Raw genomic sequence first — 13,429 nt, forward strand, 5'->3', positions numbered from 1 at the left:
GCGGCTGCAGGACCTCGGCGCCGCGGTCGAGTGGGGCCGCGCGGTCACCGAGGTCACCGCGGCGGCCGACGGCGTGCGGGCCCGGCTCGCGGACGGGGACGAGGTCGCGGCCGGGTGGGTCGTGGGCTGCGACGGCGCGCACAGCCGGGTCCGCAAGACCGCCGGAATCGGTTTCCCCGGGGTTCCGCTCGTCGAGCGCTTCCTCCTCGCCGACGTCCGCGCCGAGCTGCCGGTCCCCCGGGACACCGTGCCCGTCTGGCTGGACGGGGACGAGATGCTCGCCGCGTTCCCGCTGCCGGGCGAGCACCTGTGGCGGCTGATGGCACCGGCGCCCGCCGGCGAGCCGAGCGACGTCCTCGCCACCCTGGCCGGGCTGCTCGAGCAGCGCGCGGGCCTGCCCGCATCAGCCGTCGGCGAGGCCGTCTGGACGTCGACGTTCCGGTTCCACCGGTGCCTCGCCGATGGCTACCGCCGGGGACGGGTGCTGCTGGCGGGGGACGCGGCGCACATCCACAGTCCGTTCGGCGGGCAGGGGCTCAACACCGGGCTCGGCGACGCCGAGAACCTGGCGTGGAAGCTCGCTCTCGTCGCGCACGGACGCGCCGATTTCGCGCTGCTCGACACCTACGAGGCCGAGCGGCGCCCCGTCGCCGCCGACGTCCTGCGTCCACGAGCGGATTGACGGGCGTCGTGCTGGGCGGGAGCACCCCCGCCCGGCTCGTCCGCGACCATGTCGTGATGCCCCTGATGAACCGGCGGCTCGTCCAGCGCCTGATCTGGGAGCGCGCCTCGCAGCTGACGATCACCTACCGCGGTGGCCCGCTCGCCCCCCGCGGCGTCGCCCGCCCGCGCCCGGGTGACCGCGTCCCCGACCTGGAGTGCCGCGTCGACGGCCGGCCGACCCGGCTGTACGCGGAGCTCGGTCGCGGGTGGGCGCTGCTGGCGGCCGACCCGGCGCAGCGGACCGCCTGTGCGGACATTGCCGCCGGGCAGCTCGGCGCCGTCGCCCGGCTGGAGCCGTTGGCCGGGCGGGACGAGGCGTCCCTGATCCGTCCGGACGGGCACCTCGCCTGGCGGGGACGGCGTCGCGCCGCGCTGGGCGAGTGGCTCGCCGGCGTCCTCTCGCCGCCGCGACGAGAGCGCGCCGCGGCCAGATGACCACGCCCGGGGGACGGCGGGAGGCCAGGAAGGCCGCGACGCGGCGCGCGATCCAGGAGCACGCGCTGCGGCTCTTCCTGGCCCAGGGCTACGACGCCACCACCGTCGAGCAGATCTCGTCGGCGGCCGGGGTGTCGCACATGACCTTCTTCCGGCACTTCCCCACGAAGGAGTCGGTGGTCGACACCGACGATCACGACCCGATGATCGCCGCGCTGATCCGCGACCGGCCACCGGACGAGGAGCCGGTCACCGCGATCCACCGCGCGATCCTGCAGGGGCTCGCCGCGGTCCTCCCGGACGGGCGCGACGTCCTCCTCGAACGCACCCGGCTCGTCCTGTCGACCCCGGCGCTGCGGGCCCGCCAGGCCGACAACCAGCTCGCCACGCGGCGGCTCTTCGCCAGTGCTCTCGCCGACCGGGCCGGACTCGCCGAACCGACCTACCGCATGCAGGTGCTCGCCGCCGCCGCGCTCGCGGCACTGACCACGGCGCTCGCCGAATGGTCCGACGGCGGTGGCGCCACCGCTCTCGACGCGCTGGTGGACGAGGCGTTCACGATCCTGCGCGCAGCGCGGCGCTGACGGCTCCGGACACGGCATGATGGCCGGATGTGGCGCCCACTGCGATGGCCCGCACTGGCGGTGGCCGCCGCGGGCGCACTCGTGCTGGTGGCGTTCGCGCTGGACACCCGGCCCCCGGGCCCGGCCCGCGACGCGCACTGGTGATCGGCGCGCCCGCCTTGTGGATCCTGCTGCCCCTGGCCGTGCTGTGGCTGGTGGTGGCGCTCGTCCGGCAGATGCTCCGGCGCAGGCACTGATCAGGCGGGAGGCGCCGACCGGCGCCGCGGCTCCCGGTGTGCCGGCTGGGCAGGCGCGTCGTGGTGGGTCGTTCGCACGGCCGGGCGAGTCACCGCCTCGTCGGCGGTCAGCTCGATCTCCTCGCCGTCGTGCCGGATCGTCAAGGGCTCGCCGTCCACCAGGGCGTACTCCACCTCCTCCGGGGTGACCGACACGCGCAGCGCCCGGCCGAGGTGCCGGAGCCGGAACGTGAGCCTCCGGAGGGTCTCCGGGAGCGCGGGACGGAAGTGCAGCTCGCCGTCGACCTGGCGAAGTCCACCGAAACCCGCGACGAGCCCGATCCACGTCCCGGCGAGCGCGGCGACGTGCAGCCCGTCCGAGGAGTCCCGCTCCCCGTCGCGCAGGTCCGCCAGCGCCGACTCGGCGAGGTAGGCCAGCGCCAGCTCCAGGTGCCCCAGCTCGGCTGCGACCACGGCCTGACACGGCGCCGACAGCGAGGAGTCGCGCACCGTCACGCCCTCGTAGTAGGCGAAGTCACGGGCCTTCTCCTCCGCGGTGAACCCCTCGCAGCACAGGTGCAGCGCGAGCACGAGGTCGGCCTGCTTCACCACCTGCTTCCGGTAGAGCTGCAGGTAGGGAAAGTGGCTGTGCAGCGGGTAGCTGTCGGGTGCGGTGCCGGCGAAGTCCCAGCGGGGCTGATCGGTGAACCCCGCCGCCTGGGGGTGCACCCCGCGCTCGGCGTCGTACGGCACGGCCATCGTCTCACCGGCCGCCTGCCAGTCGTCGATCTCGGCGGCGTCGACGCCGAGGCGGGCCGCGTCGTCGGGGTGCGCCCTCGACCACCGGGCCGCCCGCAGGAGGTTCCGCCGGGCCATCAGGTTCGTGTAGACGTTGTCGTCGGCCAATGCGCTGTACTCGTCGGGCCCCGTCACGCCGAAGATGTGGAACCGGCCGTCGCTGCCGCGGTGGCCCAACGAGGCCCACATGCGGGCGGTCGCCACCAGCAGGTCCAGGCCGGCGGTCCGCGCGAAAGCGTCGTCGCCCGTCGCTTCCACGTAGCGGATCACCGCGTCGGCGATGTCGGCGTTGACGTGCACCGCCGCCGTTCCGGCAGGCCAGTAGCCCGAGCACTCCTCGCCGTCGATCGTGCGCCACGGGAAGGTCGCACCGCGCAGGTCGAGCCGGCGGGCTCGGTCCAGCGCCTTCGGCAGCGTCGCGTGCCGCCAGCCCAGGGCCTGGCGGGTGATCTCCGGGCGCAGGGCCGTCATCACCTGCAGCACGAACGTGTCCGTGTCCCACAGCGTGTGGCCCTCGTACCCGGTTCCCGTGAGCGCCTTGCTCGCGATCGCGCGGCCCTCCGCGCGCGCAGTGGCCTGGAGCAGGTGGAACAACGCGAACCGCACGGCCTGCTGGAGCTCGTCGTCGCCCTCGATCTCCACGTCGGCGTCGGCCCAGAAGGCGTCGAGGTAGCGGCGCTGCGCGTCGACGAGCCCGGCCCACCCGGTGTGCTGCGCGGCCGTGACGGTGGCGGACACCTCGTCGCGCACCGCGCCGACCGAGCGCTCACCCGACCACGCGTAGCCGAGCACCTTGACGACCGTGAGCTCCTGGCTGTGCTCCAGCCGCGCGGTCACCGTCAGCCGGGCCCAGTCGTCGTTGCTGTCGACGTGCACCTCGAGCTCGTCCGGGCCGTCCACCAGGTGCTCGGCGGCGGCCCCGACGACGAACCCGGACCGGTGCATCCGGTGCAGCAGCGTGAGCCGCCTGCGGTCGACATGGTGTTCGAGCGGGTCCAGGGGGTGCTGCAGCAGGTCGGCGGAGCTGGGGTGCGTCGGGAGGTGTGGCTGCTGGCGGTTGGCGACCAGGCCGGAGGTCAGCACGATCTCGAGCGGCTCGTCCACGGCCCGCACCGTGTACCGGATCGCCGCCGCCCCCCGGTGCACGAAGGAGACCAGCCGCTCCGAGCGCACGTCGACGTGCCGCCCGGCGGGCGAGCACCAGCGGAGCGTGCGGGTGAGCGTGCCGGCCCGCAGGTCGAGCACGCGCTCGTGGTGGGGCAGTTCGCCCGCCCGCAGGTCCAGCGGCTGCCCGTCGACCGTCAGCCGCAGCAGCGTCCCGTCAATCGTGTTGACCAGCGTCTGGGTGGCCTCGGGCTGTCCGTACGCGGTCTCGGTGTAGACCATCGTCCGCAGCTCGTACAGGCCGGCGAGGTAGGTGCCGGGCATTCCGTTGGGGTCGCCCTCGTCGAACGTGCCGCGGATCCCGAGGCAGCCGTTGGACAGCGCGAAGACGCTCTCGGAGTCGGCGAGGATGTCCAGCCGCGGACGCGGCTCACGCACCGTCCAGGGCTCGGCCGTGTAGGCGTCCGGAACCGTCACGCCCCGTTCGTTCCCCCCGATGGTGGGTGTTCATGCCGGGTCGCCGGGGAAGAGGTCGGCCGCGATGTGCCGGCTGGTCCATTCCGTCCAGTCCGCCGCGGGCCATCCACTCGTGACGACGAGCAGACCATAGGCCTCCGGCGACAGCAGCGCCCCGACGATCTCGGTGGCCCGCTGCACGGAGATCTGCGTGGTGAACCCCGGCTTCTCGGCGAGCTCGTCGACCGCGCGGGCGTGCACGGCGAGCGCCGCCCGTCGCATGCGGTCCAGCAGCTCGGCGGGTTCGGGGTCGGCAGCAGCCGCCCGCAGGACCGCGTCCAGGGCGTGCTGGCGCTCGATGGCCCGCGTGGTGACCGCGGCGTAGCGGAGGAGTGCGGCCCGACCGTCCGGCTCCGACCCGAGGTGTTCGATGCACTCGATCGGGGCGTCGTCGGCCGCGGCGCCCAGCGCCGCCTCCAGAACTGCCGCCTTGCTGCCGAAGGACAGGTAGAGGGTCTGGACCGCGACGCCCGCCGCCCGGGCGATGCCGGCCATCGTGGTGTCGAGGTAGCCCTCGCGGACGAAGAGCGGCGCCGCTGCCTCGACGATGCGGGCTCGGGTCGCCCGGGCCCGCTCGGCCCGAGCCTGGTGACGGGTGCGCGTGATGATGTTCTCCGGTGCTGGAATGACGTTCCACCCACATGTTCCATGATCACGCTACAACACCGGTCGACAGCACGGCGAGCTTCCGGGGGGCGCCCGTTCTCCGATGCGGAGAAGGCGATGGTGGAATCTATGAGTGGAACGTCATTCCAAACTTGGCGTCCAGCATGCAGTTCTGGGATTACGACGTGCGGACACGCCGCCCGTCCGAACGGCGGGGTCAGCCCGCTTCGGGCCGTAGGCCCGTGCCCACCGGGCAGGACACCCCCGTGCCACCGATGCCGCAGTAGCCGTTGGGCACCTTCGCGAGGTACTGCTGGTGGTAGTCCTCGGCGTAGTAGAAGCTGCGCAAGGGCGCGATCTCCGTGGTGACCGGGCCGTAGCCGCCGGCTCGGAGAGCCTCGCCGTACGTGCCGGCGGTGGCCTCGGCGAGCTCACGCTGCGCGTCGTCGGTGTAGTAGACGGCGGAGCGGTACTGGGTGCCGCGGTCGTTGCCCTGGCGCATGCCCTGCGTCGGGTCGTGGCCCTCCCAGAACACCTTGAGCAGCGTCTCGTAGCTGACCTGCGCGGGATCGAACACGACGAGCACGACCTCGGTGTGACCGGTGAGCCCGGAACAGGTCTCCTCGTAGGTGGGGTTCTCGGTGAACCCGCCCGCGTAGCCGACCGCCGTGGAGTAGACCCCCGGCGTCTGCCAGAAGATGCGCTCCGCACCCCAGAAGCAGCCCATCCCGAACACGGCGGTCTGCAGCCCCTCCGGGAACGGCGGCTGGATGCGGTGGCCGTTCACGAAGTGCTCGACCGGGACCTGCAGGGGTGTCTGTCGCCCCGGCAACGCCCGCTCAGCAGTGATCATCTCCGACTTGTCGCGCCCGAACAGACCCATGTCTCCAGGCTACGCCGCGCAGGCAGGGGCGACTCGGGTGTCGAAAACGGGCGACTCGCGGGCGAGTCCCGCAGGTCGGGCAGGACCGCTCAGACCTCGTCGGCCAGCGGCACCTCCTGGACCGCGCGGGTGGACATCCACTCCCGCAGGGCGCGGGTGGCCGCCACGTCGTCGGCGTTGTACTCCAGGAGCCGGATCCGCTGTTCCTCGTCGGGCGGTCCGCCGTGCATGCCGACGGCGTGGCGGTACCACCGCATGGAGTTCTCGCCGCCGGCCTCCGGGTCGCGCCAGGTGAAGCCCGCCGCCGGGGCGATGCGCTTGAGGCCCTTGCCGTGGGCACACAGGAACCACTCGCTGACCACCGCGAACAGGTCGACCCAGGACTCGTCGGCGATGAACGCCTCGACCTCGGCCACCGGCGGGATGCCGGGCAGCCCGGCGAACCGGCGCGCGGACGCGAGCAGCCACCGGTTCTCGGCCTGCTCGTTGTAGCAGTAGGCCGCGAACGTGCGGCCGCTGCTCGCCGCGGCCGCGCGGACGTCGCGCAGCCAGCCCCAGAACTCGGCGAACGATCGCGCCTCGTCCTCGGTGGGCACCGGCTCCCAGGTGGCGAAGGCGCGGTACCCGTCGGGCCCGTCGCCGGGTCTGCGCCCGCCGGGGTGCGAGAGCAGCACCCCCCACAGGTACGCCCCGGCCTCGCCGAAGCTCTCCATGTCGATGTCGACCTCGACGTCGGCGCGCCGCACCGGCACCCGCGGCACCCGCCGCACCACGGAGAGGTTGCGTTCCCGCGCCCGCGCCAACGCGATCAGGTCGGGGAACGGCACCCCGGGCAGCACGACCGGCGGCGCGGCCATCGGGTCGAGCGCTGCGAGCTCGTGCACGGTGCGCACGCCGACCTCGCGCAGCGCGACGGCCGTCTCCCCCCGCACCACCAGGCTGACGTCGTCGACGCGTTCGAGCCCGGCCTCACAGGTGGGCCACCACGGGCACCGCTTGCACTCGGTGATCCGGGACGGCTCGGCGAGCGCGGGGGCTCCGGTGGCCGCGGCGACGGCGATCGCGGTGCGGTCGGCGAACCGCGCGTCGTACTCGGCGAGCGTGGAGCGGCCGCCCGGCCAGTGGCCCGCGCGCAGGTCGTGCCACACGACGACGTCGGCGTCCATGCCGATGACGCCGCCGTGGTCGCCGTGCTGGAGCTCGTGGGCCGCCGCCCAGCCCGCGGCGTGCAGCATGCGGTTGAGGTGGGCCAGCCGCAGCAGGTCGCGCGGCTGCGACCGCACCTTGCGCCGGGGATCCGGATGCGCGCGGCGCAACCACGGATCGAGCAGCGGGGACGTGAGCGCGCCTTCGCCCGGGTCGGTGATCCGGTGCCGGACGACGATGACGGGCAGGTACCCCCCACCCGGCGCCCGTACCAGCAGCTCGGCGCCGCCGCGGCGGCCCGCCCCTGCCTCGTCGGGCAGCACGGCGCCCCAGATCAGCGGGGCGCCCTCGGTCACGAGTGCCGCAGTGGCCGCGATCCGCTCGTGCGACGGTCCGGACGGGGGGACGACGTGCCAGGCGGGCCCGGTGGCCAGGGCGAGCCGCTCACCGATGCGCACGCGGTGCTCGGCGGCATCGGCCCGCCGTTGCTCGAGCGACGGATCGGGCAGGGCCCGCGGTGCGTCGGCCGCGGAGGGGTCGTGGTCGAGGTGCACGCGGCGCCTGCACCGTGAGGTGGCCGCGGCGTCGAGGGACACCCCGTTTCCCAGGGTGGGCCCCGCGTCGGGGGGCCGGTTCTCGATCGCGGTCACGGGCCCGAGGGTAATGACGGGCACCGACAGTCGGCGGTCGACGCCGGACGGGTGTGGTCGGCGCGACGCGCCCGCGGAGGCCAGCGCCGACGCCCACGGTGCCCCTAAGCTGCGTCCCACCCGTACCGGATCACCGGAACGGGTACGAGGAGGGTGAGCGGATGGGACTCCGGCGACGGTCCGGCCGGGTCGACGCGGACGCCGCGGTGGAGCCGCCGGGCGACGTCACGGCCGTCGTGGGCGAGGTCACGCGCAGGGCGGGCGAGGCCACCCGTAAGGCGGGCGCACGCGCCGAGCACGCGGGAGCCGATCTCACCCGGCCCGTCCGCAGGCCGCTCACGGCGTCCCGGGCGAAGCGACTGATCGGCGTCGGGAAGGCCGTCGCCCCGCTGCTCGCGCCGTACGCGCTCGCCGCCGCCGGCGTGCTCCGCTCCCGGTGGGACAACCACCGGGCGGCGCGGCTCGGCGTGGACCCCGGGCAGCTGGCGGCCTACGCCGGCCCTGGCGGTGCACTGCACGCCCGGCTGTCCCGCGTGGCGGAGGCGCTGAACGAGATCGAGGCGGCCGGCGAGGCGCACGGCACCGACGCCGGCCGCGCGTTCGCCGCGGACATCCGCCCGCGGCTGGCCGACCTGGCCGTCGGGGTGCGCGCCGCCGAGCAGATGCCCGCGCAGCGCAGGCGCGCCGCGTACCGGGCGATCAGCGGGGAGCTGGACCGGATCGAGACCGAGCTGCTCCGGCACCTGGACATCACGCCGTAGCCCTCCCCCTGGCGTCGGAAGCGCGGCCCGCGACCCGCCCGGCGCGACCCCGGGCTACCGTCGGGCTGTGAACGGCGATGCGGGGATGCTGCGTGGGGCCACTCTGGCCGCGCTCAGCACCCTGCTCACCGCCGTCGGGCACGTCGCGGGCGGCGGAGCGCTGCCCGACCTCGCCCTCCTCACGGTGCTGTCCCCGCTGCTCGCCGGCGTGTTCGTGGCGGTCGCGGAGCGCTGCCGCGGTGCGGTCGGCACGATCGGCATCCTCGGTGCCGGTCAACTCGCACTGCACCAGCTGATGGTGCTGATGCACCCGCCCCACCACGCAGTGGACGCCGCGGTGTCCTCCGGGACCGGGATGCTCGGCATGCATGCCGCGGTCACGCTCGTCACGGCGCTGATGCTGCGCATCGCCGACCGCGCCATCGCCGGGCTGGCCGCCGCGCTGCGCCGGGTCGTGCCGCGGCGGCTCACCCCGCCGCCCGCCGACCGTCCGCTGCCCACCCGCCCGGTGCCCGGGCCCGCCGTCCCCGTGCGCCTCGCGCTCGTCCTCGCCGCAGCCCAGGTGCGCCGCGGCCCTCCGGTGGGGTGCTGACCACCCCTTTCACCCGATCCCCACCGGAGAATTCCATGACCTTGTTCGCCCGTCGGTCCGCGCTGCGGGCCGGCGCCGTCCTCGCGGTCGCCGCGGGAGCAGCGCTGCTGGGCGCCGCCCCGGCGCTCGCCCACGTCACCGCCCAGCCCGGCACCGCAGAGAAGGGCGGGTACGCCGTGATCGCGCTGCGCGTGCCCACCGAGTCCGACACGGCCGGCACCGTGAAGCTCGAGGTGACGCTGCCCGCCGACCACCCGATCACCTCGGTGCGCACCACGCCGCGCCCCGGCTGGACCGCCACCGTCACCTCGGCCCTTCTCGACCCGCCGATCGAACGGAACGGGCGCACGATCGCCGAGGCGCCCCGGACCGTCACCTGGACCGCCGACCCGGGCGTCCGGATCGGTCCCGGCGAGTTCGCCGAGTTCCCCCTGTCGCTCGGTCCGCTGCCCACCGACACCGACTCGCTCGTGCTGCCCGCCGTGCAGACCTACGACGACGGCGAGGTCGTCGCGTGGGACCAGCCGCCGTCGGTCGACGGCTCCGAACCCGAGCGGCCCGCCCCGACCGTCACCCTGACCGATCCCGCCGAGGCGCAACCCGTCGTCACAGCGGCGGCCGGGGACGGCATCGACGCCACGGCGCGGTGGCTGGGCGGCGGCGGGCTCCTCGTCGGTGCGCTCGGCCTCGGCCTCGGTGCAGGAGCCGTACTCCGCGGCAGGCGCATGCAGGGGGGCGAGCGATGACCACCCGAGCCCTCCGCGCCGTCGCGGTCACCCTGCTCTGCGGCCTCGCCCTGCTGCTCGGCACCACCCCGGCGCTCGCGCACGCCCGCCTGCAGGGCAGCGACCCCGCCGACGGCACCAGCACCGCCACGGGTCCGGAACGCGTCACCCTGACGTTCAACGAGACGATGCAGCCCGGCTTCGCCACCGTCACGGTCGTCGGCCCCGACGGGACGCACTACGAGGCGGGTGACGTCACCGCCGAGGGCCGCGACGTCAGCATCGGCGTGCAGCCGCTCGGCCCGGCCGGCGAGTACCAGGTCGGCTACCGGGTCGTCTCCGAGGACGGGCATCCGGTCACCGGCAGCGTCACGTTCACGCTGACCGAGCCGGGCCCGGCCGCCGGGGCACCCGCAGGCACCGCCACGGGCCCGAGCGCACCCGCCGACGCCGGTCCCACGAGCGCACCGCCCGCCGAGGAAGCCACGGACGCCCGCGCGGACGGCGCCGATGGTGGCGCTCCCGTATGGCCGTGGATCGTCGGAGCGGCCGTGCTCGTCGCCGGGGGCGTCGTCGCGGCGCTGCGGCTGGGCCGGGGATGACGCCGCCGGCCGCGCGCCCGCACCCGGCCGTCCGGTGGCTGCCACCGGTCGGCTGGGCCGGGCTCGCGGTCGGCACCGCGGTGCTGGTGGGCCTGCTTACCGCCACGCCGCTGAGCTCGGCGCCGTCCGTGCTCGCCGGCATCGCCGTCACCCGCTCCGGTATGGACGTCGCGGGCGTGGCGTGCGTCGGGCTGGCGCTGCTGGGCGTGCTACTTCCCGGGAACCGGGCCGACCTGCCCGGTGGGGCCGGCCGCGCGCTCGCCGGAGTGCGCGCCGCGGCGGACCGCGCCGTGGTCGCCCTCTCCGGCGCCTGGCTGGTGCTCGTGCTGCTCGGGGTCGCCTACCGCACCGCCGACGCGTTCGGCCGCCCGGTCCACCGCATCGGGTGGGACGAGCTCACGCGCTGGTCGGCCCAGCTCGCCGCGGGCCGCGGCATGGTGCTCACGGCGGGCTGCGTCGCGGTCGTGCTCGGCTGCGCCGTCGTCCGGTTGCGCGACCCCGGCCTGGTCCAGGTGCGGGTGGTGCTGATCGCCGCGCTGCTCGGGGTCATCACGCCCGGCGTGACCGGGCACGCCGGCACCGCCGCCGACCACCAGCTCGCGGTGATCACGATGGCGCTGCACGTCGGCGCGGCCGCGCTCTGGGTCGGCGGGCTCGCCGCAGTGCTGGTGCTCGTGGCCCGCCACCGCCCGCTGCTGGACGCGGTGCTGCCCGGCTTCTCCCGGCTCGCCGGGATCTGCATCGCCGCGGTGACCCTCACCGGAGTGGTCAACGCCGTGCTCCGGGTCGAGGGCTGGGCCGGGTTGGTCACCACGCCCTACGGCCTGCTCGTGCTGGCCAAGTCCGCCTGCCTCGTGCTGCTCGCCTGCCTGGGCGGGCTGGCCCGCCGCAGGCTCGCGACCGGCCGCCTCCCCGTGCTGCGCTGGGCAGGCCTGGAGACGGCGCTGATGGCGCTGACGCTGGGCCTGGCCGCCGCGCTGGCCCAGAGCGCGTAGAGGAACCCGCCACTACGACGGCGTGCGGTAGGCCTCCAGCAGCCGCAGCCACACCTCGCTGATCGTCGGGTAGGCGGGCACGGCGTGCCACAGCCGATGCATCGGCACCTCCCCGACGACGGCGATCGTCGCCGCGTGCAGCATCTCCGCCACGTCCTGGCCGACGAACGTCACGCCGACGAGAACTCCCCGGCGCTCGTCCACCACCATGCGTGCCGCGCCGTCGTAACCGTCCGCCTCGAGCGCCGAGCCCGCCACCGCGATCGGCAGGTCGACGACCCGCACGTCGAGCCCGGCGTCCCTCGCCTGCTCGGCGGTCCGGCCGACGCCGGCAACCTCCGGGTCGGTGAACACCACCTGCGGCACCGCGGTGTGGTCGGCGGTGGCCGCGTGCTCGCCCCACGCCCACGTCTCCGGCTCCTGGCCGATCGCCCGGGCGCCGATCGCCGCGCCGACGATCCGCGCGGCGTACTTGCCCTGATGGGTCAGCGGGGCCCGGCCGGTGACGTCACCCGCCGCGTAGAGCCACTGCCCCGCGACGCCCTCCACCAACCCGGAGTCGTCCACCACCAGGGGCCCGCCCGGGTCGAGCCCGACCGCTTCCAGCCCGACGTCGTCGGTGTTCGGCCTGCGCCCGGTCGCGACGAGCAGCTCGTCCACGCTGATCGTCTCGCCGCCGACCCGCAGCGCGACGGCATCGCCGTCGGGCGCCACGGAGTCCAGCTCCGCACCCAGCCGCACGTCGACGCCTTCGGCGCGCAGGGCAGCGGCGACCCGATCCCCCGCGAACGGCTCCAGCCCCTGCAGCAGCCGCTCCGACCGTTGCAGGAGCGTGACCTGCGCGCCGAGCCGCCGGAACGCTTGCGCCAGCTCGCAGCCGACGACCCCGCCGCCGACCACGCCGAGCCGGGCCGGCACCTCCTTGGCCGACGTGGCCTCCCGGGAGCCCCACGTCCGCACGGTGTCGAGCCCCGGGACCGGCGGCCGGACCGGCACGCTCCCGGTGCAGACCACGACGGCGTGCCGGGCCCTGAGCGTCTGCGCGCCCGCCGGGCCGTCCTCGACGGCGACGGTGCGCTCCCCGGTGAGCCGGGCATGCCCCCGCAGGACTGTGATACCCGCGCCCCGCGCCCACTGGACCTGGCTCTCGTCGTTCCAGTGCGAGGTGAAGCCGTCGCGCCGGTCGAGCACGGCGGCGGGGTCGAACTCCGCGCTGGTGCCGGGCAGCCTGCGCACCGCGGCGACCGCGTGCCCGGTGCGCAGCAGCGCCTTGGACGGCATGCATGCCCAGTACGAGCACTCCCCGCCGAGCAGCTCGGCCTCGACGAGCACCGCGGAGAGCCCGGCGCGGACGGCGTAGTCGGCGGCGTTCTCGCCCACGGCGCCGCCGCCGATGACGATCACATCGACGGTGCGCGGGGCGCTCATGACGACACCGCGGTGACGGCCTCGAGCACGTCGGCGTCGCCCTCGCGCAGCTCCAGCACGTGCCCGGCGGTGGCGGGGTGGTCGAGCAGCGCGGCGATTACGGCGGCGGTGTCGTCGCGGCTGATCGGGCCGGGGCCGACGGGCGGCGGCCCGAGCAGCACCAACCCGGTGCCGGGGTCGTCGGTGAGCCGGCCGGGCCGTAGGACCGTCCACTCGAGCTCGCTGCTGGTGATCGCCTCCTCGGCGGCCTTCTTCGCCCGGATGTACGCCGCCCAGACCTCGCCCCGCTCCGGGTCGGGCTCCGCGTCCACCCCCATCGACGAGACCAGCAGGTAGCGGCGGACGCCCGCCTGCGTGGCCGCATCGGCGAGCAGCAGGGCCGCCGCCCGGTCGACGGTGTCCTTGCGGGCCACCCCGCTGCCCGGGCCGGCACCGGCGGCGAACACCACCGCGTCGGCGCCCGTGAGGTGGACGGCCAGCTCGTCGACGCCTGCCGACTCCAGGTCGACGACGGCCGCCGTCGCACCCGCACGTTCGAGGTCCTCGCGATGGTCGGGGTTGCGGACCACCCCGGTGACCACGTCCCCGCGGCCCGCCAACAGCGCGGCCAGCCGCAATCCGATCTTCCCGTGTCCTCCGGCGATCACCACGTGCACGGGCCGGACG

The 13,429-nt window shown here is 75.3% G+C and carries 14 protein-coding genes; 8 read left to right on the forward strand and 6 right to left on the reverse strand.

All coding sequences use genetic code 11. The features are described 5' to 3' along the window. From KME75_RS17285 to KME75_RS17295, 3 genes are all read left to right on the forward strand, one after another. Positions 1–682 (forward strand): FAD-dependent monooxygenase (locus KME75_RS17285; RefSeq protein WP_219415864.1); only part of this gene is annotated, 682 nt, incomplete at its 5' end. Between the two features lie 56 nt (positions 683–738). After that, complete coding sequence (locus KME75_RS17290; protein ID WP_219415865.1) at positions 739–1,158, forward strand: aromatic-ring hydroxylase C-terminal domain-containing protein; 420 nt, start codon at positions 739–741, stop codon at positions 1,156–1,158. Then, positions 1,155–1,742: a TetR/AcrR family transcriptional regulator gene (locus tag KME75_RS17295; RefSeq protein WP_219415866.1), complete on the forward strand. Its 588-nt coding sequence runs from the start codon at positions 1,155–1,157 to the stop codon at positions 1,740–1,742. The genes KME75_RS17290 and KME75_RS17295 overlap by 4 nt, the downstream gene beginning before the upstream one ends. Positions 1,743–1,978: 236 nt before the next feature. Here the strand turns inward: KME75_RS17295 and KME75_RS17300 are convergent, their stop codons facing one another. From KME75_RS17300 to KME75_RS17315, 4 genes are all read right to left on the reverse strand, one after another. Continuing rightward, positions 1,979–4,336 carry a glycoside hydrolase family 65 protein gene (locus KME75_RS17300; protein ID WP_219415867.1) on the reverse strand — a complete coding sequence of 786 codons (2,358 nt, stop codon included), beginning with the start codon at positions 4,334–4,336 and terminating at the stop codon, positions 1,979–1,981. A 30-nt stretch (positions 4,337–4,366) separates the two neighbouring features. Continuing rightward, a complete protein-coding gene (locus tag KME75_RS17305) occupies positions 4,367–5,002 on the reverse strand; it encodes a TetR/AcrR family transcriptional regulator (protein ID WP_219415898.1) in 636 nt (211 codons plus the stop codon). 196 nt (positions 5,003–5,198) lie between these two features. After that, a complete protein-coding gene (msrA, locus tag KME75_RS17310; protein WP_219415868.1) occupies positions 5,199–5,864 on the reverse strand; it encodes a peptide-methionine (S)-S-oxide reductase MsrA in 666 nt (221 codons plus the stop codon). Positions 5,865–5,953: 89 nt separating this feature from the next. Then, positions 5,954–7,660, reverse strand: a complete 1,707-nt coding sequence (locus KME75_RS17315; protein WP_372452615.1) for a TM0106 family RecB-like putative nuclease — start codon at positions 7,658–7,660, stop codon at positions 5,954–5,956. Between the two features lie 161 nt (positions 7,661–7,821). On the opposite strand from KME75_RS17315, the gene KME75_RS17320 reads away from it, so the two are divergent. From KME75_RS17320 to KME75_RS17340, 5 genes are all read left to right on the forward strand, one after another. Then, the gene (locus tag KME75_RS17320) at positions 7,822–8,421 is read left to right on the forward strand and encodes a DUF6474 family protein (RefSeq protein WP_219415869.1); all 600 of its coding nucleotides are present in this window, start codon (positions 7,822–7,824) and stop codon (positions 8,419–8,421) included. Between the two features lie 67 nt (positions 8,422–8,488). Next, complete coding sequence (locus KME75_RS17325) at positions 8,489–9,013, forward strand: hypothetical protein (protein WP_219415870.1); 525 nt, start codon at positions 8,489–8,491, stop codon at positions 9,011–9,013. A gap of 35 nt (positions 9,014–9,048) precedes the next feature. After that, entirely contained in the window at positions 9,049–9,759 is a 711-nt protein-coding gene (locus KME75_RS17330; protein ID WP_219415871.1) for a YcnI family copper-binding membrane protein, read from the forward strand. After that, complete coding sequence (locus KME75_RS17335; RefSeq protein ID WP_219415872.1) at positions 9,756–10,340, forward strand: copper resistance CopC family protein; 585 nt, start codon at positions 9,756–9,758, stop codon at positions 10,338–10,340. The genes KME75_RS17330 and KME75_RS17335 overlap by 4 nt, the downstream gene beginning before the upstream one ends. Next, positions 10,337–11,335: a CopD family protein gene (locus KME75_RS17340; RefSeq protein WP_219415873.1), complete on the forward strand. Its 999-nt coding sequence runs from the start codon at positions 10,337–10,339 to the stop codon at positions 11,333–11,335. The genes KME75_RS17335 and KME75_RS17340 overlap by 4 nt, the downstream gene beginning before the upstream one ends. 12 nt (positions 11,336–11,347) lie before the next feature. On the opposite strand, the gene KME75_RS17345 is transcribed toward KME75_RS17340, so the two are convergent. Together KME75_RS17345 and KME75_RS17350 are read right to left on the reverse strand one after the other, a co-directional pair. After that, positions 11,348–12,763: a dihydrolipoyl dehydrogenase family protein gene (locus tag KME75_RS17345; RefSeq protein ID WP_219415874.1), complete on the reverse strand. Its 1,416-nt coding sequence runs from the start codon at positions 12,761–12,763 to the stop codon at positions 11,348–11,350. Beyond that, positions 12,760–13,419: an NAD(P)H-binding protein gene (locus KME75_RS17350; RefSeq protein ID WP_219415875.1), complete on the reverse strand. Its 660-nt coding sequence runs from the start codon at positions 13,417–13,419 to the stop codon at positions 12,760–12,762. Before KME75_RS17350 ends, KME75_RS17345 begins: the two co-directional genes overlap by 4 nt. Positions 13,420–13,429: the final 10 nt, after the last annotated feature.

The sequence above is a fragment of the Pseudonocardia nigra genome (assembly GCF_019396355.1).
Lineage (GTDB): Bacteria > Actinomycetota > Actinomycetes > Mycobacteriales > Pseudonocardiaceae > Pseudonocardia > Pseudonocardia nigra.